Consider the following 24,794-nt stretch of genomic DNA (forward strand, 5'->3'; position numbering starts at 1 on the left):
ATCAGAGTTACTCTATCTCCAAGAATTTGAGAGTATGGAGCACTTTCAACAGGAATTAGAGAGGTATATTGTTTATTTGAACTGAACCCAAAAAGTTAGACACGTTATTTAGGCAGCTATGGAGATGGTACGATAAACTGGACACTAAATTAAGAGAAAAAGGTGATTCGGTTTATGGGTAGAAAGGAGAAGAAACTTCTAGTGTCTAATCATTAGTTTTCTTCTTCATAAGTCATACATCCCTAAGTTTTGGACAATCCTATTAAAAGGTTGTCTTGGTGAGAGGAGAAGAGAGAAAATACTAGTAAATATTATTATGGGATTTATTGTACCTTGGATTTTTGGATTTATCTTATACAAAAAGGAATCTATAATTGTCCTTTTAATTGCACCTGTAGGAATGACAGTAGCCTTTATACTAAATGAGTGGGGGACTAATTATTTTTGGCAGTTTGAACCAAATTTTAGAAATCGAAGTTTATCTGCACTTCCTTTGAATATGGGTTTCTACCCTGTCCTAGCTTCTTATTTAGTTTATTTTAAAATAAAAAAGAGGGTTAATACCTTTCTGCTTTTAATTTGTTTTACTCTTTTTACTACAGGTTTTGAAGGCATTGGTTTAATCTTTGGAAAAGTAGAGTACTTTAATACTTGGAATATCATTGGAACTTTTATTAGTTATTTAATAGCATATATTATTATTTATGGTTATTATCAAAGTTTGGTAAAACATCAAATTTTTAAAAATTAAGCTCTACTTTCTACCAGTTGCTCGAATTAAATGATTTGTAAGAAAGAGAATAGCAAAGGGACCGATCAAAGCAATGAAGTATACAATAAAGACTTTGTATAATTTATAATTCATGTATAGTAAATCCACCTTTATCTACTAGAGTGAGTATTGAAGGGTTTCTTAAATAGAATGTTCAACTAAAGAAAAACTCATTCATGCTCATTAAAAAGCGAAAAAGCTACTGGGACCTAATCAGGAAATTTTTCTGTTGCGTATCATACACTGAACTATATTTAAAAATTATAATTTTCACTAAAGTGCTCATAATATGATAAATACGTCAAAAGGAGATACAAAAATGCTTATTAAAAAGATACTAATATTTTTACCACTATTCCTTTTTGTTGTTTATTCCTCTACGCACGCATTAGCGATGACGAGTACTTTCAGAATTGTAAATGATAAAAACGAGACGATTGCTTCAAAAGAAGTTTCATTTCAAGAAGGTGAGACATTATACGAAGTAACAAAAAGGGCCTTTAACATAGAAGAATCCCAAGGGAATATTATATCTATAAATGGTATCCATTCAATTCCAAAGAAAAATATACATTGGGCTGTTTTTGTAAATAGGAATTTTATAGAGTTAGGTTTAGATGAAGTCACGCTCAATGAAAATGATGATGTAGTATGGGCTTTGAAAAATTGGGATAACCAAGAAATTTTAAAGTGAATAACATAGAAAATTAAAACATCCTACAAAAAGTAGTTGGTTATTATTCTAACTACTTTTTTGTAAGTTGTAATTTCCGATAATGATGATTATGTTAACTGTGTCTGTATATTGTATTCACCTCAAGCTTCTTTTTTAAGAATAAAATAGTAAAAAGCAGAAATTCCCAAACTGACAAATATAATAGGTAGCACAATCATTGTATGTTCACCTTCTTTTTCATAAGGCCTGTTGGGATAGACGTTTCAGCTGTTACTGGAGAGTCAAAAAATACTCTTTTTAATTTTTTATATTCAAAGAAAAGTAAAGCTATACTCATACAGGTTAACAAGGTGGTAACAGAACGAGCTGGTATTTCAAAACAAAAGTCAAGAATAGTAATATTTACTGTGATAGGTAAGTAAATAATGTTCCCTAAAGTTGCTGTCTTTGGAATTACTAATAATAAGGCTGCTGTTATTTCTCCAAAAGCAATAAAAAGATTATATGTATCCGAATATCCAAAGAAATGCCATGCTAATTGCATTGCTGAGTCCTTTGTCGAGTCATATATAAAGTCGCCAGTAGAAAACTGACCTGGATAGATTTTAGCAATGCCGTAAATCAAGAAAGTTAATGCTAAAGACCATCTAAAGGTAGTAATAATCGTCATTCTAAGCTTTTTTAGAAATGTACTTCTATTCATCTGTTTTCCCACTTTCTGTTTCCGTTTTAATAAACCTATTTTGTATTTCTTTACTAGGAACGAGACAACTTTCTTTCTTTCCAAAGAATCGATATCGGTTCTTTGCAATAAAACGGTACACTTTATCTCTGATTTTTTTAGGTATTATCCAAAAGAGAACGAAGAACCTTATAGGTCCGGTAAGCTTATTTATGATATGTAAGATTGCTGTAGATTCAGTATATATTTGATCTTTATCAATTAAGATAATGGAATCCAATTGCTTATTATTCAGATTGTGATCTGTTATTAATGAGGATGCTAAATCTGATTGAAGAGACAAAAATTTAAATATGCCTTTAGGATCCCTTTTTATAACAAATTGAACCCAATGATTACATACGTTACATATACCATCAAACATAATAATAGGTTGATTGTCTTTTTTAAACTTCAATATATTTCATTCCCTTACCTAAATGTAAATATTTTCTACAATTAATTATAATACGAGATTTAATAAAGCTCACCTAACAATAATGTAAGATGGACTTACAATTTTGTTAGGTGAGCTTTATTTTTTTAAGAAGAGTGCCTAGAAGTTGTATTATGTAAACTTGTTTTGTATATGGTATACAAAGAAATCATTGAGAGAAATATTAAAATAAAGTTAAAAAGTTTGGAGAAGAAATGAATGAATACTATTTTAGAGGATTTTTACGAATTAAGAGAAATACTAAGTTCTTTTGACACTCTTCAGAAGCAGTACAACTGGTTGTTAACTGATTTAGATGGATCTTTACCAGACAAGTACCTTGATCACTTTATTGATTATAGAATTTACACTAATGGGACAAAAGAAAGTACTTATTGGATTACAGGTGAAAAGCTTACAGAGCTCGCCAATAAAGAGGAAATATATTTTGCCTGGGGAGTTTTTTCTGCCTTCAATAAGAACGAACATATAGATTTAGATATACTTAAGGAAGAACCTTATGCTGATGGAAATCCAAATTTTTGGGTTGAAAGACCAACTATCCAGCATCCCAAAGCAATGACAGAATTAGTTTTATGGGACTCATCTTTAGTATTACTTTTGAGTAAGGATGAAGAAATATCTACTAATTTCAGAAATAGGTTTAAAGAGTTTAAAGATCTTGAAGTATATAATAAGGAACCTTCTTAAAAATAAAGATAGAATAATTGAGTCTATAAATGAAAAAGTGCGAGGAGTTTTAGCAGATATGAAAAAAAGAATTGCTAGTTATATTATCTTTACTTTATGGTCTTTGTTCTTGTTTTTTTTATGGATTATTTTTTCATTTTCAAAAGGTACAGATGGAGAATGGTGGTCTATTTATCGTTTAAATCCTGATAAATATGGACCATGGTCTTTGGAATTTTCTTATATAAAGATTATTATCGCTGCTATTATCTCATTGATAATAGCTCGTATTATAACCCTTGGATTTAAAAGAAAATAGGCTTTTTATACACTTTCATTGTTAGAGAACCTAAGAATATAAACTTGATTTCCGATAATAGGTTTTATGTTACCTAGAAATGAATATCCTCTATACAGAGTCGATGTTGAAAATAGGAGTAATGAAGGGAGAGACTATAATGTTAGGAGTAGAACGTGGCTTAGTAAAATTAGAACCTTATAATGATAAATGGAGTAAGTTATTTGATAAGGAGAGAGAATTATTATCTTCTCAATTAAAGAATCTTATTGTTGAAATTGAACATGTGGGAAGTACATCTATTGAAGGTCTATTTGCTAAACCAATTATTGATATTGCAATTGGAGTTAGCTCTTTGGATGTAATTATAAAATTAAAAGAAAAAGTGAAGGAACTTGGGTATGTAGAAGTACCTGTAAGTTTAGATGGCAAGCATGTTTTTGCAAAGTATAAAGAAAAGAAAATCACTCATTTTTTACATGTAATGATCTATAAGCAGAATCTGTGGCTAGATCAAATTTCCTTTAGAGATTATTTACGATCAGCTCCTGATGCAAAGTTAGAGTATATAAAACTAAAAGAAGAACTAGCAAATAAATACCCGAATGATGTTATTTCATATACAAATAATAAAAAGAAGTTCGTTGAGGACATACTAAAAAGGGCAAAGAAATTGTAATAGTGATGAATATAAATAAAACCTTAGGAATCTGTGAATTTTTAAGGTTCTGTTTATTCTGAGCCGAGAATATCTGTTATGGTAACTAGAAATATATTATACTCCAAGAAAAAAGGTATTTGTTTCCTTTTTCGCTGTATATTATAGTGAATATACGGTGCTAAAAATAGGAGGAAATTAGATGAAGAAATTCTTTAAAAGTGCTTTAAAGGTATCAATAGCCTTTTTAGTCACTTCGATAATTTTGTACATAGTAATAATCGGGGTTCCTCTGTCACGAACTTTTACAGCAAGCACTGTTGGTACACTAATACAGATTGCTGTACCTATTCTAAGTTTAATTACTATAATGGGTTTTATTTATTCTTTCTTTATTAAAGGTAAACAAAAATTCGTCTTCTTAGTGTTTCATTTTGTTTCTATATGCATTATTTCATTTGGTATATATGTTTCTATAGCTCTACGAGACTTTGCACCTTAAAAATTAATCATGAATAAAAAAGAATCCTTTGCTATTAGCAAAGGATTTTCAAATTTATTGGAATAGGGGAATATGTTATTAGTGTAGCCAGATTTGTAGATTCATATACATATATCTTAAAAAATAAATGTTATGATTGAACATTATCTTAGAAAATAACTTCATTTGAGTTCTGTTGTTAGTTAAGTAAATATTAAAGTATTTTAGTTATTATTAAAGTTTTACTATTTACAGTTAGTGACGACAAATACGCAGTTTTTCTACAACATGAGTAAATAATAAAGTATTTATAAATAAAATAAATTAGATATTACTTTTAATTTTATTAATACTTAATAATTTTTATTTTTTAGTTAAGATATTTAAAACTATATCTTTTCAGTTTAATAGTACCAGTATGTATCCGAATTAAAAGTTAGTATAATGTTTGTAAAATTTTTCAAATATTATAAGGTATTATTTTTAGTTAAAATAGACTAGTATCAACTTAACTATACATATGGAGGAATAATCACCAATGAGTAACACTTTTTACAAAAATATTAGTTGCTATTCTAATAACATTGTCTTTGAAAATGAACGTGCTTTATCTTATACGACATTACTTAAAAAGAGTGGAAAAAAAGCAAATAAGAAGTTTATTGTGATTGACAAATATCTAGACATAACTTTCTCTTTAGAAATGCCCCTTGAACTTCGTTCAGAGGAATGTGTACACATGTACCCTTCTAACCCTTTAACATTTCGTGTAATGGGAGCCGATACTAGTGTACATAACACTATGAAGAAGTATTATGAAAGTATTGGGGAAAGTTGGGAACAATTCAAGACTGAATTCTTTACCGAATACAGTAGGACAGTAAACCCTATGCTTTTTCAAATGGAAGATAAATAAAAGACGGTCAGAATGAATCTAAGGATCAATCATCAGAACCAAATAAAAAATATTTGTATAGAAGATTTTCTCCATTATAGAGAGAATATTGGATTATAAGGATAAAAAAATGGATAAATATCGATTTATAAAAGCACAGCTGGCGAAAACAAATAAAAAAAACGACGAAAATTATGTTATTACACGTATTTGGAATCGTCTTGATAATTTAGATATTAAATTTATTACACAACAATATGTGATTCGACCTGATGGTAAATATGCTTTGACCGACATGTATTTTCCACAGTTAGGTATACATATAGAAATTGATGAGGGGCATCACAAAACAAATATCGAATCAGATAAAGCAAGAGAAGAAGATATAGTCAGAGTAACTGACCACGAAGTTAAAAGAATAGATGTCGCAAAAGGGTTAATTAGTATTCATCAGCAAATAGAAGGTATTGTACAGGAAATTAAAGAAAGATTATTAAAAGAGAAAGATAAGTTTGTACCTTGGGATATAGAAAAAGAACAAAGCCCCCAGACATACATTGAAAGAGGCTTTATTTCGTTACATGATAATGTTGCTTTTCGTACAATTGCTGACGCATGTAACTGCTTTGGGCATCGTTATAAAGTCTGGCAAAAAGGAGCTGCATCTCATGTCTATGAAAAAGATACGGAGTTATGGTTTCCAAAGTTATTCCCTAATGGAACTTGGGATAATTCCGTTTCTGAAGATGGAATTATCATTTTGGAAAGAAATCTAGATGAGATTGAAAACCAGAGATATTTAAAAGGAATTGTCGATGGACGAATTGGCACTAGAATAAGACCTCATAAACGCATTGTTTTTGCAAAAGTAAAGGGACCATTAGGAGATATTATGTATCGATTTAAAGGCAAATATCAATTAAATATTAACAAATCCTTTAAGTCCGGTTGCATAGTTTGGGAAAGAATATCTGAAAGGGTAAAAACTTATCCTTCAAGATAAATAATAGCGTGTATAGTATTTATATCCACAATCTAAGCTTCTATTTCCTTTTTCAAACTCAAGCCTGTCCTGCTGTTTAAAGAGTTAGATGAATAAGAGTCTAACTCTTTTTTGTATTAGTACACGAATCATTTTTCACATTATTCATTAACTAGAACCTTATAGTAAGTAAAAAAGAAAGGTAAAGATACCTTTCTTTCTATAGGGCTAACTTAGTTTTGTTTGGATGCCAGATTATCGAGTTTCCAATGTGTATTGTCAAACGGATCATTTTGACTATCTATGTATAAGTAGAAGTTTTCTAGTTCCCTTGCATCTTTAATTAAAAAGGAAACATCAAAAACCATAGATTGCCCTTGAGGGAGATTTTTAAATTTCTGAGTTTCGTTAGGAAGGGCTTTCCCTATAAATTTTTGATGTGTTTTCTCATTTTCTACCCAAAACTTCAAGGGAGAAAGATCAACACCTGTGCCATCATCATGAACATTCTCTACTTTAACTTGAGCCTTAATTGTGCCTGAACTCTCATTAGCTTCTTCGTATGTTCCATTCAAAACAGAAATACCATAATCCCCGCCTTTTACACTTTGTCGATAAGACATAGTTCCGTTTTCTAATTGCTCCCTCTCTAACCTTTCTTGCTTTTCCGAAGGAGATAGGGTACTTTCAACTTTTTTTTGTGGTTCTGCTTGAACGGTTTCTTTCTCATCACTACAAGCTGTCATAAGGCTTGTAATCATAAATGCTATGCAAGCTGTTGCTATGATTGATTTCATCGTATATCCTCACTACATTCAAAATTTTAGTATCAGGTTAATTCTACATTAAAAAGAAATAAAAGGAATTATATTTTTGTGAGAATATGACATAACGTATAAAAAGGTTAATTACTTTTTATACGTACATTAAGGTTTATTTCAGAGAATAAATAGACGTTTTTTTATTTGTTTTTTTATCGTCTAAAAAAGTGTACCTTTTGGGACTGTCTATATTGAACAGTCTTAAGGACAGATTATGTGTTATATCCTCAATGAAGGATTGGATTACTAGTGATACTCTTTTGTTCTGTACTAATGGGCAGTCAAGAAGAGGTTCTATTTTTGTAAAAACCATGATGAAAAGTCTGTGATATAATTACTCAAGATTAAATGTAGAATTTAGTTTTTGGAGGAAATTTTTGAATAGAGAGAAAAAGACAAGAGGCTTAAAAAGAAAAACAAAGAAGTTGATACAACGTTTAACAGAAGCAACAACTGAATTTCCTAGTGAATTCTGGCATGGATATTGGCATTTACATTTACCTTGTTCTCAAGGATTTATTAATTCCAATAAGACGCCGCATGCCATTAAGAGGCTTTGTCTTCAGACTTTAGTAGATAGAACCAAATATCTTATAGATCTGAAACAACCATCTACAGAGACAATCCGTGTAATGTCTGCAATAGATATACCCGACATATGGTCTTCTCAAATCATTGTGTTTTCAGGCGACAGTCATTATGAGGGTTTCTTTGATCGAGATAATGAAGAACAACAATGGATTCCTCTCCCAAAAGAGCGTGATTTATCAAGAGAATGGCAGTTGATCCTGCCTGACGATATGGCCATATGGGGTTATCTTGTGAAAAATTTTGATGAGGGAGATACGTACGAAAGCGAATTGTGGTTTATTGGCGAAAGGGATTAAACATATTAATGGTTTCATCAACTTACGTGTGCTTAAGTTGATGGGGGAGGGTTGCTGTGGCAGCCCTTATGGTTTAAAAGGAGAAGAATATGAGAGAAGCAATTAGATCCCAAATAGGTAAATTAATAGGCTTAAATTTACGATACGCTGGAAGAGCGTCGAATCTGTTTTGGCTTGGGTTTGGAGAAATGATTTCAGTAACCAGAAGAGGAAAAACTGAGGAATTAGCTGAATACGCTTTAGATATTCAATGTTCGTGGCGTATTACCAAGGACAATAAAATATTAGTAGGCTCACGGGATTTCTATTCTCCAAGAACAGGATGGAATGAGGAAAACGATGATTTTGATTGGGATGTGCAAGGAAATAATAGATTTGATGAACGAATTGAACCCTTTATAGAAAATGCAAAAGAACATGTAACTGTAGAAAGGGTTGAACCAGACGAGGTAGGAGGACTAAAAATCTTTTTATCTCAAGGTTATTTATTGGAGGTATTCCCGGATACTTCAGAAGATGATGAATACAGTGAGTTCTGGAGATTTTTTAACCGAAGAGAAAACAGCCCTCACTTTGTTGTCACAGGTAATGGCATTGAAAACGAGTAATTTCCGATGAAAGGGTATTTTGGTTGAAGATTAGGAGAGGTTTTTATGAAGAGAGGAATAAGTTTTGAGATTCCCAATGAATGCGGAACCTTTCTAGGGGATGTACTAAAGCCAATAGATATAACAGATTTTATTTGGCGAGTTAGTAATGAAGAATCATATCTAGAGGTGAATGATAAAGTAGATGAAGAACTCTTCCCTGAAGAGAAAAAAGTAATGCCAGGTACTGAACTTAAAAACCTATTAGAAAACAATGTCTATTATATTATTTTTGCTGATTTAAAGGCATATCCAAAAGAAAAGATTTCAGAGATTGTCACCTATGAAGAGTTTATCGAAAGTGATTGCGAACTTGTTCTGTTAGTAGTAGATAGTTGTTACACCACTATTTATTGCAAAGATAAAGAAAAGCTCGAACTACTTTATAGAAATGCACAAGCTTATGAATTTAAATATGTCCAATATGTTACTGAGAAAAATGATACAAGAACAAGATTAACTGTGTGGTGAAAGGTTTGGAAAACGAACGAGCTCTTGTGTATCAAGAGCTCATTTTTTTGATTGGTTCCGGAAATACCTGTTATGTTAACTAAATTTATACATGATACGAACTTATTATAAGATAAGCCCTGAAGCAAATTCTTTTTACAATATGGATATTTTTAGTAATATTAATAGGTACTAACGAGGAGGGAATCTTATGAAAGCCATTATACATTATCATAAAAAAGGAATAGCTGGTTTAAAGTATCAAGATACTCAAGAAGAAAAGCCCGGCTATGGTGAAGTAAAGGTAAAATTGATCACCGTAGGTTTGAATCGTAGGGATTTATTTGTTATTAACAATAGAAATCAAGATGAACAACCTTTCATCTCTGGCTCTGATGGGGCTGGAATAATAACAGAGATTGGAGAAGGTGTTTCGAACATTAGTTTACATACTGAAGTAATTATCAATCCAAGTTTAGACTGGGACTTTATTGATTCTGTTCCGGATGTTCCTAAAATTTTAGGGGGTCCATCAAATGGGACTTTCTCAGAGTACATAATTATATCAGCTAAGAATGTGGTTAAAAAGCCTACTTACCTTTCATGGGAAGAAGCAGGAGTATTACCTTTATCAGCTTTAACTGCTTACAGAGCTCTTTTTACAAAAGGAAACTTGAAAGAGGGACAGCATGTTTTAGTACCGGGAATAGGAAGTGGTGTAGCTACTTACGCAATGTTATTTGCAAAAGCAATAGGTGCTAAGGTGAGTGTCACATCAAGAAGTGAAGAAAAAAGAAAACTTGCTAAGAAATACGGTGCAGATCATGTGTTTGATAATAACAGTGACTGGGCAAAAAGTTTAGATGGTGAAAAGGTTGATGTCATATTGGATAGTATAGGTCCTACTACTTTCCCTAATTATTTCGATGTTTTAAAGCCAAATGGTGTTATTGTGAATTTTGGAGCTAGTTCTGGGGACAAAATTGAAATTCCTCTGAGAGCTCTATTTTACCCTCAAATAAATATCCTTGGTACATCTATGGGGAGTAAAGAAGAGTTTAATCAAATGCTTCAATTTATGACTAAATACGCTATAAAACCTATCATTGACCAAGCATATCCTTTATCTGAAGCTGTTCAAGCTTTTAATAGAATGAAGGAAGGATCTCAATTTGGAAATATTGCATTAGTAGTTAATGAAATGTATTGATTTTGTTGGTTAAGCTCACTAAAAAAGTGAGCTTTTTTGTTGCTAGAAGGCGTTTTATGTTAACTTTAAAAAGCTCGATTATGGTAAAATATAATAATAAAGTAACTTATTAGGTGTGTTTTTTTGAATAAAAGGGCCGCAGGTTGCTTATTCATATTCTTGGCAGCCTTATTTATATGTACAAAGTTTATTAGTGCAGCAATTTATTCTTCTAGTGAAGCATCTTGGAGTTCAGGTACATTTAACGATCAATTGCATGAAATTGGCACGACCTTAAATATTTTAAGTATAGTATCTTTAGTCATTGGTATTGTTTATTTATATTTTGCGGAACGCGATAAGCAATAAATATAAAAGATCTTATTCATACTAATAAGGTCTTTTTAATTATGTAGCCTATAGATTCTATAAAAAAGGAGTTTTTATGAAATATAAATCTATTATTTTACTTTTTTTATGCACTGTATTTCTTCTGGTATCATGCCAACAAAAGCAAGAGAATATTAAAGATATTTCCGTAAAAAAGATTTCTTCTTACAATACAGAAGATTGGAAAATAAATATCGTACCTAAGAAAGATCACAATAAATGGGTATACGATGTGAAAGCTACTTACTTAAAAAATAAGAGCATTGATGTAACAATAAAACCATACTCAGATAATTCTAAGTATGGATACAAAGGTTATTTAAAAGAACCTATAGTTATCCCTGGAAATTATGAATCTAATGAGTCTGTTTATTCTAAGGAAAACAATAAGGTAAAAATAAAGTTAGAATGGACTGAAGAGAAAGAGAATGAATTGAAACAAGCAGAGGCTGAATATGAACTGGTACCAAGAACAAAGTAAAGACATTTTATGTTAATTGACAGATAAATAAATCTTATCCTTAACCATATATCTAATTCTTGGAGGAATAAATTGAAAAAACGATTTAGTCAATACTCATTGTGGTTATCGTTGCTTGGAATTGTTATTGGGGTAGGACAATATTTTACACCAATATATAGCTCAAATATTCTTTATATAGAAATTGTCATTTACCTTATGGGCTTTGTATGTGGAGTAATAGCTTTTGGAAAACATGAAAAAGGACTAATGAAATATTTTAGTTTGACTTCTTTTGTTGTAACTCCACTACTTATCATGTTAGATATGTTATTTTTTGCAATAAATTTCGATGAAAATTAAAAGAAGTAAGCATCATATTACTTGCTTCTTTTTTATTTCTTAGAATGCTGATTATGTTAACTAATTATGTATATGATATATAGCTTAAAAACAAAAAAACTTCCCACTGCACAAGGGAAGTTTTTTTGTTTAGAGCGATAGAGATTCTAAAGAGGACGATGCCTTACGGAGTCTTGAGTAGTTTGCTCAAATTATTAGGTATTATTCATATAGACAATTACTACTTAGGTTCTATGAGTATCGATGAAGCTCCTTATTTAAATAAAAAACGTCTGCAACATACATACAAATCATCTAGCATATATTTTCAAAGTAACTTTAACAAAGAATATTATAGGAGGTGTTTATTACGAAGTGGGTTACAAGAATTATCCAGGGACTATTAGTTATTGATTTTTTATTATCTGGAATTATGAAATTAACAGGTAATAATACGGTGGTACAGGAATTTACAAAGGTCTACAATTTTCCACTAGGATTTATGTATACTATTGGTATTCTTGAAGTCTTGGGTGCACTTGGACTATTTATTGGTTATTGGAAGCCAAAACTTGCAATAGCTGCTTCTGGAGGATTAGGGCTAATTATGATAGGGGCGATATTCACTCTTTTTAATGCAGGACAAGGATTAATGGCTCTAATGCCTTTAGTAGTTCTTATTTTAAGCATTATTGTATTTATAAGAAATCAAGCAGTTTTGAAACAGCAATCAATAATTAAAGAAGAATAATTGATTATACAAATAGATATTTAAACATTCTTATTTTTCAAACTCACATACATCAAAAGCCCTTAGAATCATTAATTCTAAGGGCTTTTAATTCGTATAATCTACATTATGGTAACTAAAGTTTATATATCATATACAATTATTAATTCACTTATAAAGTCCCTAATATGAAAAACACTGAAGAATTTTTTTCAGAAAGAACAGATGAATGCATATATAAGGATCATATGTATTAACCCAATCGATCTAATTTTACAGTGGACGCAAAGTAGATGCAATAAATCTAATATAACCATTAATTTATGTCTTTAACTAATGTTAAAGATAAATAGCAAGTAAAGCTTCATATCTTTATATATAGTTTGTTAACACAATTCAGTTATCCTAGTTAGTATACGCGAATTCACCCCGAATAAGCAGTCAGGAGAACCCTGACTGCTTATTCAGGGTGAAAAACTATTTATCTGTGGCAAAATAAAGCAGAGCTATGACCGGAAAAGCTATTCCAACCCATAATGCTACACTCCATCCACCTGAGGCATATGCCCATCCTCCGACAGAGGATCCAATAGCACCACCTAAAAAGAAAATAGCCATGAATAACCCGTTTAATCGGCTACGAACCTCTGGACCCAATGAGAAAATCAATCGTTGACTGAGCACAAGATTGGCGGATACCCCCATGTCTAACAGAATAGCTGCGATTACTAGAACAGCTATTCCAACAGGGGAGCTGCTTCGAATTACGAGTGGTAGTAATAAAGAAATAATGACAATAGCGAGAGCTATCCCTGTTGCAGGTCGAGTCCAGCCGCGATCAGCTAAGCGACCAGCCACTGGTGCTGCTACCGCACCAGCAACTCCGACGAGTGCGTATAGTGCGATAGCTTTCTGAGAAAAATGAAAAGTAGGGCTAGACAATAATAACGGAACAGTAGTCCAGAATAAACTGAAAGTACCGAACACACATGCATGATAGATAGCGCGACGACGTAAGATTGGAGTAGTTCGCAACAGTTGCCACATCGAACCTAATAAAGCAGCATAGTGTGTATTTGCCGTGGGCTTCCTAGTAGGAAGTACTTTTGATAAAACGATCGCTAGGATAATAATTACTGCGGCAGACAAGGCGAATATTGCATTCCATCCCCAGATATCAGCTACTAAGCTGGAGATTGGGCGTGAAAGCATGATACCAAGTAACAGACCACTCATGACATTGCCAACAACGCGACCACGTGTAGCTTCCGATGCAAGGTATGATGCAAAAGGTACGAGCACTTGTGCTGCGACCGACCCCAATCCGATGAAAAACGAAGCCACTAAGAAAAAGATTCCGTGTTTCACAAATACTGTGGCAATCAGAGCGACTGCACTGAGAAGTAACGATACAACCACTAGCTTTCGATTTTCAACAATATCTCCCAAAGGTACGACAAATAGTAAGCCGACAACGTATCCAATCTGAGTTAGTGTTACAATCAAGCCAGCGCTACTAGTAGACAAACCAATTGCAGTGCTAATTAACCCAACCAAGGGCTGTGCGTAGTAAAGATTAGCTACAATGATACCACATGCAGTTGCTAGGAGTATGGTTAAACTCGCTGAAATACCCTTATCAATTGTTTGGTTTTTTAAATTAGACATAATTAACTCCTTTTCAGAAATAATCTTTACCTCTGTAAAATATTTTTATTATTTAGCCATTATTTCAATCTACTTGATGTTTATTGTAATCGTATGATTTTTAATACATTATTTGTTCTCTAATTTTTTTAGATGTTATAAGCTACAAAAAGCCCTTGATAAAAGGGCTTTTTGGTTCCTGTAAAATTACATTATGTGAACTAAGAATATATATGATATTAAAAAATAGTTTATGGTATAATAAGGAAATATATTAATATTTTGTTATTTTTTATGATGAAAAAGGAGGAATTTCAATGGGAACGGTATTGTTTTTTAATTTTCCTGGAGAAGGCCATGTTAATCCCACAATTGCACTAGTAGAAGAGCTAGTGAAAAAGGGAGAAGAAGTGGTTTATTACTGTGTAGAAGAGTATAAAAACAAAATTGAAAAAACAGGTGCTTTATTTCGTCCTTATGAAAATTTCACACGTAATATAGATCCAATGAAAAGGCTGACAGAAAAAATAGATCCTCTCGAAATGTTGCTATTTATGGGACGGTCAATGGATAAGATTATAGAGGATGTTTTAAACGAAATAAGCGAAGAGAAATACGACTATGTTATTTATGATAATAATTTCGCCGCAGGATGGATTATTGCTGATGTACTGGGAATACCTAAAATATCTTCTTGTACAACATTTGCCGTTAATGAGGATATCTTTTCAGCCCTTATAAAGAGCAGAGGAGAAATAGATAAAACTTCCCCAAGGTATCGAGAAATTGAAGAAATATCGACAAAATGGAAGCATAAATATGGAGTAATTCTCAGTGATAGTCAAAACTTGATGTCTTGTCCTGGGGATATCACGATTGTATTTACCTCTAAGTTATATCAACCCCATGCTGATAAATTTGATGAGTCTTTCATCTTTGTTGGTCCTTCTATTGCGCCACGGAAAGATGTAGAAACTCTTCCTTTAAAAAGTATCCCTAGTAATAGGCTCATTTTTATTTCAATGGGCACGGTATTTAATCAGCAACCTGAGTTATATACTACCTGTTTTAAAGCATTCCAAGAAAGTAAAGCTACAGTTGTATTATCAGTAGGAAAACAGACTGATATTCGCCAGTTTAAAGATATTCCACCTAATTTCATCGTGCGTAATTATGTACCCCAATTAGAAATACTACAACAGGTAGATGTTTTTATTACTCATGGTGGAATGAATAGTTCGAGTGAAGGGCTTTATTTTGGTGTTCCTCTCGTTGTTATCCCTGTTATGGGGGATCAACCAATAGTGGCTAATCGAATTGAAGAATTAGGAGCTGGTTTACAACTTAATCGTCAAGAACTGGATGCTATTACATTACGAAATATAACGGAACAAGTACTATCAAATTCTTCATTCAAAGAGAGAAGCTTGGAAATTGGAAAATCTTTAAGGGATTCTGGAGGATACAAAAAAGCAGTAGAAGCCATTTTAAAATTTAAAGAGGATGCTAACATTTAACCTCGTATAAAAATAAGAAAGTTCAAAAAAGTAAAAAAGAAGTCTCAGCTAGAGGCTTCATTTTTACTTGCTACCTAGAAAATCTATTATGGTAACTAGAAACAAAGGTATATGTTATTATATTCCAGGAGGAGAGAAAATTTTGAATATGGGCTTAGGAGTTATGTTAATATTTTTTGCAATTATATTTATTTTATGGGGGCTATTCTCACGTAAGCAAAAGAATAGAATTATAAGTAGTGCATTGTTGGTGGTAGGAACAGTTGCCTTATTTACAAGCATTCTATTGTTAACTGGGATATATGATCCATATGCTAACCATATTAAATAAAAATCAAATAGGCAGAAGTTCTTTATTTTAAAAGGACTTCTGCCTATTTGATTTCGGACTAGAAACTTTTGATTTTATGAGAAGTTCATTTCAAAGGTAATTCTTATGAAGTATAATAAAATAAATTTCATATGGTATTTTATGCTAATTTAGATTGAGGGGAGAATCATATTGGAGAAAGCAATAGTTATCGGAGGAAGCATTGCTGGGAAACTAGCTGCTAAAGCCCTATCACATACTTTTCGGCAAGTAATTGTTCTAGAAGCTGGGGAAAAGTGCGAGGAGAAAGCCCCTAGAAAGAGATTGCCTCAAAGTTATCATCCTCATGTTTTATTAAAAGGAGGAGAACAAGCAATTGAGAAGTTGTTCCCTCACTTCTTTAATCAATTAATCGAGGATGGGAGCGTTATAAATAACTTTACAAAAGATTTAAAGTGGCACCATTTTGGTTCCTGGAAAAAACGATTTTTAGGAGAATTAGAGATGATTCAACAAAGTCGCCCTATGTTAGAGTGGCATTTGCAACATCGTATTGAACAAATTCCTAATATTACAACCGAGTATGAAACAAAGGTCGAGCAACTACTATTAGATCATCAATGTAATAAAATATCCGGGGTACGAGCGCGCTCCCTTAAGACAGGAAGCGAAAAAGAAATTCTTGCAAATGTTATTATTGATGCTAGTGGGTTTGGTTCAAAGAGTGTAGAGTGGCTAAAATCATATGGTATAGAAGTTAAGGAAGAGAAGGTTGGGATTAAGCTTTTTTACGCGACCAGATTCTTTCGTCTGAAGAATCAAGACCGACCTGACTGGTGTAATCTTCTAATCTCTCCTAGTTTCCCTGATAACCCTTATGGTGCATATATTCAAAGGATTGAAGGGAATCGTTTTTCTATCACCTTTAGTGGTTATGCTAACGAAAATGCACCAAGAACAACTGAGGAGTTTTTCTCTTATGCACAAAAGTTACCTGTACCTGATGTACTTCATTTCCTAGAACAAGTAGAACCAATTTCAGAAATAAAAATACATGCAATTCCTTATCAAGTACGTCGACGCTTTGACCTTGCCAATGTTCCAGAAGGTTTCTTAGTGGTTGGAGACGCTCACTGTCGTTTTGATCCGGTATTTGGACAGGGAATATCTGTTGCTGCTATGGAAGCCTTAGAGTTGCAACGCTATTTTGGGAATTTTGCATATCCTAATAAAAGGTTTACCAAAATACTTCACAAGAGATTTTCTACTCTTATTGCAACTCCATGGGATATGGCAATTACAGAGGCATTTCGTCATCCCGATATTAATGGGGAGAAATCTTTCATACAGCCGATTAAACAATGGTATAGTAAGAAAGTTTACCAGCTTTCGGCTTCTGATCCTGAGATTTACCTTAGATTAGTTAGAGTGATGAATTTACTACGCCCTCCTTTACATCTTTTCCATCCTAGAGTTGGAGTCGCTATATTGACCAATCGGAAGAAAAAAAGTAAGAAACAAGTAAATAGTCCGAAATCAGCTCCATATGAAAATTGATATACGGATGTTGGGTTCCATATGGAAACGTAATGAAAATTTTCATATGGTAGACATTATTGAATATATTACAAGTAACTCCAAAATTCCAAACAATTACATAAAGGAGAAAATTTAATATGAACAGGCTGTTAATTTTGACGATAGCTTCGGAAATGTTTCTGTTGCTATCTTTTCTGATCATTTTACTAACAACCGGAAAGACAAAAAGGAGTATTTTCTTGATACCCTTACTTATTATTGGAGGCTTCCCACTTCTCTATTTAGCTATAGACCATATGAACAGCCACTATGTGGACGCTAATATGGGATTGGGTCTTGCCTTTATGTTTACCTGGATATATAGTGCAATTGCCTTTGTCGTTGCTATTATTCTCATAGTAAGAAGAAAAAGAAAGAATAATATTTCAAAAGAACAGTAATGTTGGTTCTGGTGTAAGAAATCCAATATAAATGGAGGAATATGAATGAAACACCTTGTTGTATATGCCCATCCACATCCAGAAAGTTTTAATTATTCTATAATGGAAACCATTGTTCAAGCCTTAGAGAACAATGGTCATGAGGTTGTTGTGAGAGACTTGTATGCGTTAGACTTTCAGCCTGTACTGAAACCTGAAGATACGGATGCTATGAAATCTGGCCATATCCCAGATGATATTAAAACGGAACAAGAATTCATTACTCATTCAGATGTAATAATATTTATATATCCAATTTGGTGGGCTGGTCTTCCTGCCATTATCAAAGGCTATGTAGATCGTGTATTTTCTTATGGCTATGCGTATGCTTATGGTGAGGAAGGAATTATTCAGTTACTCAAAGGTAAGAAAGGTTTGATAATTAATACTCACGGTGCTCCAAAAGAGATGTATGACAAAATCGGAATGACAGCTGGGTTAAAAATTACGTCAGATGTTGGGATATTTGAGTTTACAGGAATTGAACCTATAGATCATTTATTGTTTGGAAATGTCTCTGAACACCTTGAAGAGTCAGTGCTGAAGGAAATGCTAAAACAAATTGAAGAGAGAATAAATTCTATTTTTTAGAAGGATATAAAAATGACTACAAATAAAAAGAGAGCCTTGTTTATTTTAAGGCTCTCTTTTTTATTTACTACTGATAATTTACATTATGTTAACTAAAAATTTATAGCAACCCTTTAGTAATATAGAGTTTTTCTTTTGACTCTTAAACTTCAGCTGTATTGTTCAATTAAAGGGTCATTTTCTAGAGTAAGAATTATTGAGAATATTGGACAGTTATTAATAAGAATTAGAAATTCTTTTGAATTTTATATGGTAAAATACGGAATACGTTAGATGTAGAAAGGAAGCTTAATATGGGGTCCTACCACGTAAATAAAGAAAGCGTACTCTGGTAGAAGAAATTCAGTTAAGTAGTTTAATATTATAATAGTAATTGGAAAGGGAAGATTAAAATGATTGTTGATTGCCATTTTCATGTAGATGAAAAAATGTTGACTCTAGAAAAAATGATAGAGGGTATGGATAAAAATGATATAACTAAAACAGTGCTAATTGCCTCTATGAATGAAACAATGTTTGAAGTGGATAGCGCCTTTCAACATAATTTACAACACTTTTTCCGGTTTTTAATATTAAATGCACCTCAAATTGGACTTAAAATTTATGATGGTCTAGTAAAGGATGGATTTTTGAAACTTTATGGCAATTCATACAAGATTTTCACTAAGCCAAGTAATGATATAGTTGCTAGTGCAATTGCTAGATTTCCGGAACGGTTTCTAGGCTGGGTAGCAGTGAACCCACTGACTCATGAATCAGTGGAAGAAGTAGAATTCTATCTTAATAACCCTAGTTTTATTGGAGTGAAAGCTCATCCGTTCATGCATGAATATAGTATTAAAGCACTTGATCCAATTGCGGCTTTGTGCGAATCAAAAGGCATACCTATGATTATTCATCTATCTTCAGAAGCTGACTCCTATAAATATTTACCTGAAAATTACCCTAAACTAAAATTAATTTATGCTCACGCAGGTCTTCCATTTTGGGAAAAACTATGGAAATACGTTAAGGATCAACCAAATGTATATGTTGACACATCAAGTGATTATCTTAACCAATCGATTGTAAAGAAGGCAGTTGAATCTTTAGGGTTTCGTAAAGTTCTTTATGGTTGCGACGGACCTTATGGAATGAAAGAATTTAATGATTATGACTATTCGGCAAAGAAAAGCTGGATTGAATCACTTCATATTCCTGATAACCAAAAGGAATATATTCTTGGAAAAAACTTTTTAGGATTAATTGACTAATATAGTTATTGTTGACGAGAGAAGAGATATTTTAATAGAAAATAAAGTTGAATATATTATTATTTAGCTAAAATGCGCTTTAATGGCATAAGAATCACAGAACTGATCAAACATTTTTATAAAAGAATAGTTCAGTTGAATATCTGTAGAGCGTATTTTGATCAATTTTTTAAAAAAACACTCTTTTTCTTTTTGTTCGTTTATCAAGGTTATAAGTATTAATTTGATCAAACTTTATTTCAAAGCAACAGATATAAATGATCCGGATAAAAATAGTTTGGAATTCATTTCTAGGTTGCCTGTCGAATTAGAAATTAGAGATAAAATGTATTTGAGTGAATGGAAAGGGCTTTTTGGTTCCTGTAATAAAAGTTATGTTAAGTAAATGATAAAGTAAATAGTAAAATCATTAATTTTACTATTTACTTTAAGTGTAGACAAAGGAGAATTTTTCACATCAGAACTCCTATGCTTAGTAGGCGGCTAATATCCATCTGTTTTAAAGGTTTTTTGTCCTTTAGTGTCGAACATAGCAAGTCATGGGGAAGGGGCTGTTAATATGAATCTAAAAGATCAATTTGATAAAAATGAAAAAAGACTAACAGTTACTAGAGAATTAATGGAGAATGCTAAGCAAAGAATCAAGTTATCTTCAGAGTTAGAGAAAGAATTGAATAATTTAGAACTTCAAAGAAGAATGAGGCAATTAGAACTCGAAAGTAAGGTACTAAAACAGCAAGAAAAAGAACTAGGTTAATTACTCTAGGACTTGGGTTCCGTAAAGAGACATTATGTAAACATAATGTCTCTTTACGGAACTAAGCAAGCAAACGAGCCCTTGATGCATAAGGGCTCGCCTAAATTCTAAATTTATCATTTATACATCGTTGATTTATTAACATTTCGAGCTTTTGCTAAATAATACGTTCTACATAAGAAAGGAGAACTTTATGCTCCATTTCATTCAGAGACATCAATTATCGACTTCGATTAATCCTCTTTACCACTATTTTCTTTCCAACTTTTTTGTAGTTTCCGAATATAAATGATTTGACCAATGTGATATGCGTTATGAGTAGTTAAATTTCCAAGTACCTCCCACCACTTCACATGTGCAGAAAAACCATTTACATCTCTTTCGACTTTTTCCTCAGTTAATAACTCTTGCCATTGTAACAGTACTTCTAATAGTCGATCTTTTAAATGATCAAATGTTTGATATTCGGCAATTATAAAGCTTTTATTATTATTTCCTATAGAAGGTACTGCATTGACATGAGACTTTTGATACCTAGTTTGCCATGTTTCATTCCAGTAAAGTAGATGTTGCACAACCTCAGCTATACTATTACTATCCTTGTTAGGCTTCCAAAAAGCTTCTTCTTCTGACAAGTTTTCAATTGAAGCTGAAAATGGCTGGTACCAGCTAGGGTCATTAGCATTTGCTAACAGCTGATCGGCTAAAACATCCTTCGCGTGAAACATGATTTCCATCCCCTTTATAAAAAATTTCCGATCTATTCACAAGAAAAATCAAAATTATGTAAAGATGCCTTGTTGAAAATGTCATAAATCTATTTTCTTTCCACTGACATACATTCTCTTATATATAGTTATTTTCCTTTTTCATTCAACCACTACCCTTCATTTGTTTAACAAATAAAAACTATACATTTTTACATTAGAAGAAAATATTTTTGTTTATTTAAAGGGCTTTTTGGTTCCTGTAACTGTGATTATGGTAACTAAGAATAAATACTATATACAACAGACGAACATAAAATGGACAGAATCCATAAAGGGTTTTTTATAAATGAGACGAAGTAAATTATTTGAATGGCTATAAGTCGATGTCAAGGTGATTGGTTCTTTAAAATAAAGATACCCGACTACCACTTTTGAACAATGAATAAAAGTTCATTCGACAATAAAATAATATTAAATTGTAATGGGTGGAGGAATTTCAATGGATTTGTATTACGAAGTTAATGGGCATGGCCATCCTATTGTTCTCCTAACTGGTGGTGCTGATGTACGGAACTGGACATTTATGGTACCTCTCTTAGCAAAACACTATAAGGTTGTTGCTTGTGACGGACGTGGGACAGGGAAATCACCAGTCCCTTTAGAAGATATCAACCCTGTTAAAGATTTGCTGTCACTACTTAACCATCTAGAAATCAGCCAGGCAACGCTTCTCGGTCACTCAATGGGTGGCCAAATTGCTACTGAATTCGCTCTGAATTATCCTGAAAGGGTTTCAAAACTTATTTTGCTTGCGCCTGGATTATCTGGGTTTACCTATTCAAAAGAATTTGAAGAGAACATGAAGAAGATTCATCAAGCTGCCCCAGATATAGATAAGATGATTGAGCTTTTGCTCAGCGATTCATCGTATCGTGTTCTAACGATGAATCCTCACCGAGGTTTAATGGTTCAAATGCTCAAGCACCATATGAATCGAATGTTTGAATGGCCAGCCGTTAAATTGATTTGGCAGCAACCATTGGCAATCGAAAGATTAGGAGAATTGACAACCAAAACATTGTTGATAATTGGTAAGGAGGATTCACCTGATAACCTTCGTGTTGCTGATTACTTTCGAAAGCACTCAGGTGCTCGCATCATAGAAATTCCAGGTGCTGATCATATGATCAATCTCACCCATCCTGAGAAATTGTATCATCACATTAATGATTTTATAAAGAAATGAAATGTTAGAAAGTATCCCTGAAATGGTATATGAAACGAGAACCCCGATGTTTTTAATAAACGTAGCAGAAGAGAACTGATTTGTTTCATGAAGAAGAATTAATTGATTAAATAATTAAAAGGTGTCCTACTTTACCAAGGGACACTTTTTTGTTTCCTAGAAGCAGTTTTATGTTAACTATAAATAAAGATTATGTAAAAATTATAGTCCTCCACTGGCAAAACTATTATTGGACTTATAAAATAACAGAGAAAGTAAAAGTTAATTTTATCACTCCATTAGTAATAATCTATAGTTTATAAACCTTTCAAGTTATTGTGTTCATACAGACTCAATCTGTTTTTTGATGTTTTTCATTAGGATAAAAAACATAGGAGGTTTGAACAGAAGTATGACATTTCTTAAGAATGCAAAAGAGGTTTTATACATGGATAAACGTTTTAGAGTCATTCATGTTTATAATTCTGGTTATTGCGAAATACGTAAAATTAACAACTCTTATCATGTAGAGCTAGCATTAGCAACAGACTTAGTTGTCATAAAATAAATACTTAGGTATTAATCTTATGAAACTAGATACCATAATAAACCTCCACTTAAATGAGTGGAGGTTTATTATGGTGCAGAAAAATTAGCAATAAAAATTAGGGATTAATGATACTTTGAGTGATTTCTCTAGGTGTTTTTTTTGTTTTTCCATACGATATTCTTCTGGCTTATAATCATCATGACATTGTATATCCATGATCCAGTCACCATTTTTGAACGAGAATTTTATATCATTGACCACGTTACGCTTAGTAATATTTAAACTCTGAGCTACTTTTAAAATAGAACCTAATAAGCACATCTTTTTTTGTTCTTCTTGCGTGTACCAATCTTTAAAAGGCTCTATATATTGACGAAACGTTCTTTTTCCCTTATATGAAGCTACAAGAGATAGTTTTACACGTTCCTGGTGGGATAAACCTAAGATAGATCGGTTAGAAAGTAAATAAAAAGTATGGTGGCTGCTGGACTCTTCGTTTAAATATTTCCCGAGATGAAAAATGCATGCTGCATGTTCTAACAACTTTACATCTTTATCGGTTATAATTCCTTCTATCTCTTTCATTTTATTCATTTGTTCCAATATGAGCCTTGCTATTTTAGTCATTTGTCTACTGTTATCACTGTTGATATGGAAATCGTACATAATCTCTTGCATACTCATATCTACTAGAGATGGGGAAGGAGAATTCTCTTCCTCGATTTTGTTATATAGAATGCCTTCTCTTAATCCCTTTTTACTTATGACAAATTTGTTTGATTTTGAAGAAGCCAGTAATAACCCAAATACCTCTAGAGAGGGTAAGATGGTATCAGCTCGCTCTTTAGAAAGACCTTCAAGTTTTTGTAGTGAAGAAAATGTTAATGTTTTAAGCTTCTCTTGTACCTCTTGAACGGTAGATACATTCATTTCATATTGATGGATACCAGCCAGAGGATAATCGATTAAATGCTGGTGAAGCTGTCCAAAGTTCCGGGCGCTTCCTCCTATTCCAATGAGGGGAACCTTTTTATTAAAAATCCATGGAATGTCTTTCAGTTGTGCATGTACATATTGACGTATTTGCTCGTACTCTTCCTCAGTGGGAATAGAACCCTTTACAAAATCAAGCCTTAAAGACAGTGATCCAAATGGAAGGCTACAATGTTCTACTAATTTACGATTGCGAAAATAAGTGATTTCTGTACTTCCCCCTCCCATATCTACCGTAATTCCTTCTTTTATATCAGTAGAGTGGATAACAGCTGCATAGCCATAAAAGGCTTCTTCATATTCATCTAAAAGTGTGAGAGTAAATCCTGTTTTTTCTTGAACAATATGTAAGATATCCTCCCTATTTTTTGCTTGACGTATAGTGGCTGTGGCTACACATGTTACATTCGTTACGTCATAGTGATGGAGTAACAATTGGAAGCTATGGAGGGTATCTATCAATATAGAAATCCCTTCATTACTTACTATTTTTTCAGCATTTAGATATGTTCGTAAACGTGCGCCCATTTTTATATTTTCTACTTCCTTGAAGGGTAGGCCCTTTTGCGGCTGGACATATATAACAAGTCTCATCGTATTAGAACCAATGTCTATAATTCCAACTTTATTTTCCAACTTATCTACCTCTCTTTTTATTAGAAATTGTCTTGTACTCTAGATGCAAAATGTAAAGATGC

At 32.5% G+C, this 24,794-nt stretch carries 29 protein-coding genes; 23 read left to right on the forward strand and 6 right to left on the reverse strand.

Features of this window, described 5'->3' with window-relative positions:
* The first annotated feature begins 316 nt into the window (after window positions 1-316).
* Window positions 317-751, forward strand: coding sequence for a hypothetical protein (locus SB717_RS26580; RefSeq protein ID WP_410905483.1), 435 nt, complete (start codon window positions 317-319; stop codon window positions 749-751).
* A 340-nt stretch (window positions 752-1,091) separates the two neighbouring features.
* On the forward strand, window positions 1,092-1,466 hold the full coding sequence (locus SB717_RS26585; RefSeq protein ID WP_410905484.1) for a DUF4430 domain-containing protein: 375 nt from the start codon (window positions 1,092-1,094) through the stop codon (window positions 1,464-1,466).
* 196 nt (window positions 1,467-1,662) lie between these two features.
* Here SB717_RS26585 and SB717_RS26590 read toward each other — a convergent pair whose 3' ends face one another.
* Together SB717_RS26590 and SB717_RS26595 are read right to left on the reverse strand one after the other, a co-directional pair.
* Window positions 1,663-2,151 (reverse strand): hypothetical protein, encoded by a 489-nt coding sequence (locus tag SB717_RS26590; protein ID WP_098658621.1) that lies wholly within the window; start codon window positions 2,149-2,151, stop codon window positions 1,663-1,665.
* Window positions 2,144-2,554, reverse strand: coding sequence for a thiol-disulfide oxidoreductase DCC family protein (locus tag SB717_RS26595; RefSeq protein WP_274158014.1), 411 nt, complete (start codon window positions 2,552-2,554; stop codon window positions 2,144-2,146). The genes SB717_RS26590 and SB717_RS26595 overlap by 8 nt, the downstream gene beginning before the upstream one ends.
* Window positions 2,555-2,824: 270 nt before the next feature.
* Between SB717_RS26595 and SB717_RS26600 the strand changes: the two genes are divergently transcribed.
* The 5 genes from SB717_RS26600 to SB717_RS26620 all read left to right on the forward strand — a co-directional run bounded on the left by SB717_RS26600 (window position 2,825) and on the right by SB717_RS26620 (window position 6,630).
* A complete protein-coding gene (locus tag SB717_RS26600; protein ID WP_410905486.1) occupies window positions 2,825-3,316 on the forward strand; it encodes a hypothetical protein in 492 nt (163 codons plus the stop codon).
* 58 nt (window positions 3,317-3,374) lie between these two features.
* Window positions 3,375-3,614, forward strand: a complete 240-nt coding sequence (locus SB717_RS26605; protein WP_410905488.1) for a hypothetical protein — start codon at window positions 3,375-3,377, stop codon at window positions 3,612-3,614.
* 139 nt (window positions 3,615-3,753) lie between these two features.
* On the forward strand, window positions 3,754-4,272 hold the full coding sequence (locus SB717_RS26610; RefSeq protein WP_410905490.1) for a GrpB family protein: 519 nt from the start codon (window positions 3,754-3,756) through the stop codon (window positions 4,270-4,272).
* 998 nt (window positions 4,273-5,270) lie between these two features.
* Entirely contained in the window at window positions 5,271-5,648 is a 378-nt protein-coding gene (locus SB717_RS26615) for a hypothetical protein (protein ID WP_410905492.1), read from the forward strand.
* Window positions 5,649-5,757: 109 nt separating this feature from the next.
* Entirely contained in the window at window positions 5,758-6,630 is an 873-nt protein-coding gene (locus SB717_RS26620) for an AbaSI family restriction endonuclease (protein ID WP_410905494.1), read from the forward strand.
* Window positions 6,631-6,842: 212 nt separating this feature from the next.
* Here the strand turns inward: SB717_RS26620 and SB717_RS26625 are convergent, their stop codons facing one another.
* Window positions 6,843-7,406 carry a hypothetical protein gene (locus SB717_RS26625; RefSeq protein WP_410905496.1) on the reverse strand — a complete coding sequence of 188 codons (564 nt, stop codon included), beginning with the start codon at window positions 7,404-7,406 and terminating at the stop codon, window positions 6,843-6,845.
* A gap of 401 nt (window positions 7,407-7,807) precedes the next feature.
* Between SB717_RS26625 and SB717_RS26630 the strand changes: the two genes are divergently transcribed.
* From SB717_RS26630 to SB717_RS26665, 8 genes are all read left to right on the forward strand, one after another.
* The gene (locus SB717_RS26630) at window positions 7,808-8,317 is read left to right on the forward strand and encodes a DUF3916 domain-containing protein (RefSeq protein WP_410905498.1); all 510 of its coding nucleotides are present in this window, start codon (window positions 7,808-7,810) and stop codon (window positions 8,315-8,317) included.
* 89 nt (window positions 8,318-8,406) lie between these two features.
* A complete protein-coding gene (locus tag SB717_RS26635) occupies window positions 8,407-8,925 on the forward strand; it encodes a hypothetical protein (RefSeq protein ID WP_074682777.1) in 519 nt (172 codons plus the stop codon).
* A 45-nt stretch (window positions 8,926-8,970) separates the two neighbouring features.
* On the forward strand, window positions 8,971-9,435 hold the full coding sequence (locus SB717_RS26640) for a DUF2691 family protein (RefSeq protein WP_410905500.1): 465 nt from the start codon (window positions 8,971-8,973) through the stop codon (window positions 9,433-9,435).
* Window positions 9,436-9,625: 190 nt separating this feature from the next.
* Window positions 9,626-10,624 (forward strand): zinc-binding dehydrogenase, encoded by a 999-nt coding sequence (locus SB717_RS26645; RefSeq protein WP_074682773.1) that lies wholly within the window; start codon window positions 9,626-9,628, stop codon window positions 10,622-10,624.
* A 123-nt stretch (window positions 10,625-10,747) separates the two neighbouring features.
* On the forward strand, window positions 10,748-10,972 hold the full coding sequence (locus tag SB717_RS26650; RefSeq protein ID WP_074682771.1) for a hypothetical protein: 225 nt from the start codon (window positions 10,748-10,750) through the stop codon (window positions 10,970-10,972).
* 76 nt (window positions 10,973-11,048) lie between these two features.
* Window positions 11,049-11,474, forward strand: a complete 426-nt coding sequence (locus SB717_RS26655; protein WP_074682769.1) for a hypothetical protein — start codon at window positions 11,049-11,051, stop codon at window positions 11,472-11,474.
* A 72-nt stretch (window positions 11,475-11,546) separates the two neighbouring features.
* Complete coding sequence (locus tag SB717_RS26660) at window positions 11,547-11,816, forward strand: hypothetical protein (protein WP_074682767.1); 270 nt, start codon at window positions 11,547-11,549, stop codon at window positions 11,814-11,816.
* 340 nt (window positions 11,817-12,156) lie between these two features.
* Window positions 12,157-12,546 carry a DoxX family protein gene (locus SB717_RS26665; RefSeq protein WP_410905502.1) on the forward strand — a complete coding sequence of 130 codons (390 nt, stop codon included), beginning with the start codon at window positions 12,157-12,159 and terminating at the stop codon, window positions 12,544-12,546.
* 456 nt (window positions 12,547-13,002) lie between these two features.
* Here SB717_RS26665 and SB717_RS26670 read toward each other — a convergent pair whose 3' ends face one another.
* Window positions 13,003-14,193 (reverse strand): MFS transporter, encoded by a 1,191-nt coding sequence (locus tag SB717_RS26670; protein ID WP_074682763.1) that lies wholly within the window; start codon window positions 14,191-14,193, stop codon window positions 13,003-13,005.
* A 296-nt stretch (window positions 14,194-14,489) separates the two neighbouring features.
* Here SB717_RS26670 and SB717_RS26675 point away from each other — a divergent pair, with 296 nt between their 5' ends.
* The 7 genes from SB717_RS26675 (at window position 14,490) to SB717_RS26705 (ending at window position 20,618) form a co-directional block, all read left to right on the forward strand.
* On the forward strand, window positions 14,490-15,689 hold the full coding sequence (locus SB717_RS26675) for a macrolide family glycosyltransferase (RefSeq protein ID WP_074682761.1): 1,200 nt from the start codon (window positions 14,490-14,492) through the stop codon (window positions 15,687-15,689).
* Between the two features lie 148 nt (window positions 15,690-15,837).
* Window positions 15,838-16,020: a hypothetical protein gene (locus tag SB717_RS26680; protein WP_237894416.1), complete on the forward strand. Its 183-nt coding sequence runs from the start codon at window positions 15,838-15,840 to the stop codon at window positions 16,018-16,020.
* Window positions 16,021-16,188: 168 nt separating this feature from the next.
* Window positions 16,189-17,556: an NAD(P)/FAD-dependent oxidoreductase gene (locus tag SB717_RS26685; RefSeq protein WP_377585812.1), complete on the forward strand. Its 1,368-nt coding sequence runs from the start codon at window positions 16,189-16,191 to the stop codon at window positions 17,554-17,556.
* 119 nt (window positions 17,557-17,675) lie between these two features.
* Window positions 17,676-17,978 carry a hypothetical protein gene (locus tag SB717_RS26690; protein WP_410905504.1) on the forward strand — a complete coding sequence of 101 codons (303 nt, stop codon included), beginning with the start codon at window positions 17,676-17,678 and terminating at the stop codon, window positions 17,976-17,978.
* A gap of 45 nt (window positions 17,979-18,023) precedes the next feature.
* The gene (locus SB717_RS26695; RefSeq protein ID WP_410905506.1) at window positions 18,024-18,608 is read left to right on the forward strand and encodes an NAD(P)H-dependent oxidoreductase; all 585 of its coding nucleotides are present in this window, start codon (window positions 18,024-18,026) and stop codon (window positions 18,606-18,608) included.
* A gap of 392 nt (window positions 18,609-19,000) precedes the next feature.
* Window positions 19,001-19,861: an amidohydrolase family protein gene (locus SB717_RS26700; RefSeq protein WP_410905508.1), complete on the forward strand. Its 861-nt coding sequence runs from the start codon at window positions 19,001-19,003 to the stop codon at window positions 19,859-19,861.
* A gap of 559 nt (window positions 19,862-20,420) precedes the next feature.
* Window positions 20,421-20,618, forward strand: a complete 198-nt coding sequence (locus tag SB717_RS26705) for a hypothetical protein (protein ID WP_074682749.1) — start codon at window positions 20,421-20,423, stop codon at window positions 20,616-20,618.
* Window positions 20,619-20,851: 233 nt separating this feature from the next.
* On the opposite strand, the gene SB717_RS26710 is transcribed toward SB717_RS26705, so the two are convergent.
* On the reverse strand, window positions 20,852-21,346 hold the full coding sequence (locus SB717_RS26710) for a DinB family protein (RefSeq protein WP_410905510.1): 495 nt from the start codon (window positions 21,344-21,346) through the stop codon (window positions 20,852-20,854).
* Window positions 21,347-21,827: 481 nt separating this feature from the next.
* On the opposite strand from SB717_RS26710, the gene SB717_RS26715 reads away from it, so the two are divergent.
* Window positions 21,828-22,574 carry an alpha/beta fold hydrolase gene (locus tag SB717_RS26715; RefSeq protein ID WP_410905512.1) on the forward strand — a complete coding sequence of 249 codons (747 nt, stop codon included), beginning with the start codon at window positions 21,828-21,830 and terminating at the stop codon, window positions 22,572-22,574.
* 631 nt (window positions 22,575-23,205) lie between these two features.
* Here SB717_RS26715 and SB717_RS26720 read toward each other — a convergent pair.
* Complete coding sequence (locus tag SB717_RS26720) at window positions 23,206-24,732, reverse strand: Ppx/GppA phosphatase family protein (RefSeq protein WP_410905514.1); 1,527 nt, start codon at window positions 24,730-24,732, stop codon at window positions 23,206-23,208.
* Window positions 24,733-24,794 lie beyond the last annotated feature (62 nt).

It is taken from the genome of Priestia sp. SIMBA_032 (assembly GCF_046535215.1).
Taxonomy (GTDB): Bacteria; Bacillota; Bacilli; order Bacillales; family Bacillaceae_H; genus Priestia; species Priestia aryabhattai.

What these genes read in the sequence shown, in the direction of transcription:
- SB717_RS26580 (WP_410905483.1), top strand. Translation starts at nt 317, where the DNA reads ATGGGATTTATTGTACCTTGGATTTTTGGATTTATCTTATACAAAAAG.
- SB717_RS26585 (WP_410905484.1), top strand. Translation starts at nt 1,092, where the DNA reads ATGCTTATTAAAAAGATACTAATATTTTTACCACTATTCCTTTTTGTT.
- SB717_RS26590 (WP_098658621.1), bottom strand. Translation starts at nt 2,151, where the DNA reads ATGAATAGAAGTACATTTCTAAAAAAGCTTAGAATGACGATTATTACT.
- SB717_RS26595 (WP_274158014.1), bottom strand. Translation starts at nt 2,554, where the DNA reads ATGTTTGATGGTATATGTAACGTATGTAATCATTGGGTTCAATTTGTT.
- SB717_RS26600 (WP_410905486.1), top strand. Translation starts at nt 2,825, where the DNA reads ATGAATACTATTTTAGAGGATTTTTACGAATTAAGAGAAATACTAAGT.
- SB717_RS26605 (WP_410905488.1), top strand. Translation starts at nt 3,375, where the DNA reads ATGAAAAAAAGAATTGCTAGTTATATTATCTTTACTTTATGGTCTTTG.
- SB717_RS26610 (WP_410905490.1), top strand. Translation starts at nt 3,754, where the DNA reads ATGTTAGGAGTAGAACGTGGCTTAGTAAAATTAGAACCTTATAATGAT.
- SB717_RS26615 (WP_410905492.1), top strand. Translation starts at nt 5,271, where the DNA reads ATGAGTAACACTTTTTACAAAAATATTAGTTGCTATTCTAATAACATT.
- SB717_RS26620 (WP_410905494.1), top strand. Translation starts at nt 5,758, where the DNA reads ATGGATAAATATCGATTTATAAAAGCACAGCTGGCGAAAACAAATAAA.
- SB717_RS26625 (WP_410905496.1), bottom strand. Translation starts at nt 7,406, where the DNA reads ATGAAATCAATCATAGCAACAGCTTGCATAGCATTTATGATTACAAGC.
- SB717_RS26635 (WP_074682777.1), top strand. Translation starts at nt 8,407, where the DNA reads ATGAGAGAAGCAATTAGATCCCAAATAGGTAAATTAATAGGCTTAAAT.
- SB717_RS26640 (WP_410905500.1), top strand. Translation starts at nt 8,971, where the DNA reads ATGAAGAGAGGAATAAGTTTTGAGATTCCCAATGAATGCGGAACCTTT.
- SB717_RS26645 (WP_074682773.1), top strand. Translation starts at nt 9,626, where the DNA reads ATGAAAGCCATTATACATTATCATAAAAAAGGAATAGCTGGTTTAAAG.
- SB717_RS26655 (WP_074682769.1), top strand. Translation starts at nt 11,049, where the DNA reads ATGAAATATAAATCTATTATTTTACTTTTTTTATGCACTGTATTTCTT.
- SB717_RS26670 (WP_074682763.1), bottom strand. Translation starts at nt 14,193, where the DNA reads ATGTCTAATTTAAAAAACCAAACAATTGATAAGGGTATTTCAGCGAGT.
- SB717_RS26675 (WP_074682761.1), top strand. Translation starts at nt 14,490, where the DNA reads ATGGGAACGGTATTGTTTTTTAATTTTCCTGGAGAAGGCCATGTTAAT.
- SB717_RS26680 (WP_237894416.1), top strand. Translation starts at nt 15,838, where the DNA reads ATGGGCTTAGGAGTTATGTTAATATTTTTTGCAATTATATTTATTTTA.
- SB717_RS26690 (WP_410905504.1), top strand. Translation starts at nt 17,676, where the DNA reads ATGAACAGGCTGTTAATTTTGACGATAGCTTCGGAAATGTTTCTGTTG.
- SB717_RS26695 (WP_410905506.1), top strand. Translation starts at nt 18,024, where the DNA reads ATGAAACACCTTGTTGTATATGCCCATCCACATCCAGAAAGTTTTAAT.
- SB717_RS26700 (WP_410905508.1), top strand. Translation starts at nt 19,001, where the DNA reads ATGATTGTTGATTGCCATTTTCATGTAGATGAAAAAATGTTGACTCTA.
- SB717_RS26705 (WP_074682749.1), top strand. Translation starts at nt 20,421, where the DNA reads ATGAATCTAAAAGATCAATTTGATAAAAATGAAAAAAGACTAACAGTT.
- SB717_RS26710 (WP_410905510.1), bottom strand. Translation starts at nt 21,346, where the DNA reads ATGTTTCACGCGAAGGATGTTTTAGCCGATCAGCTGTTAGCAAATGCT.
- SB717_RS26715 (WP_410905512.1), top strand. Translation starts at nt 21,828, where the DNA reads ATGGATTTGTATTACGAAGTTAATGGGCATGGCCATCCTATTGTTCTC.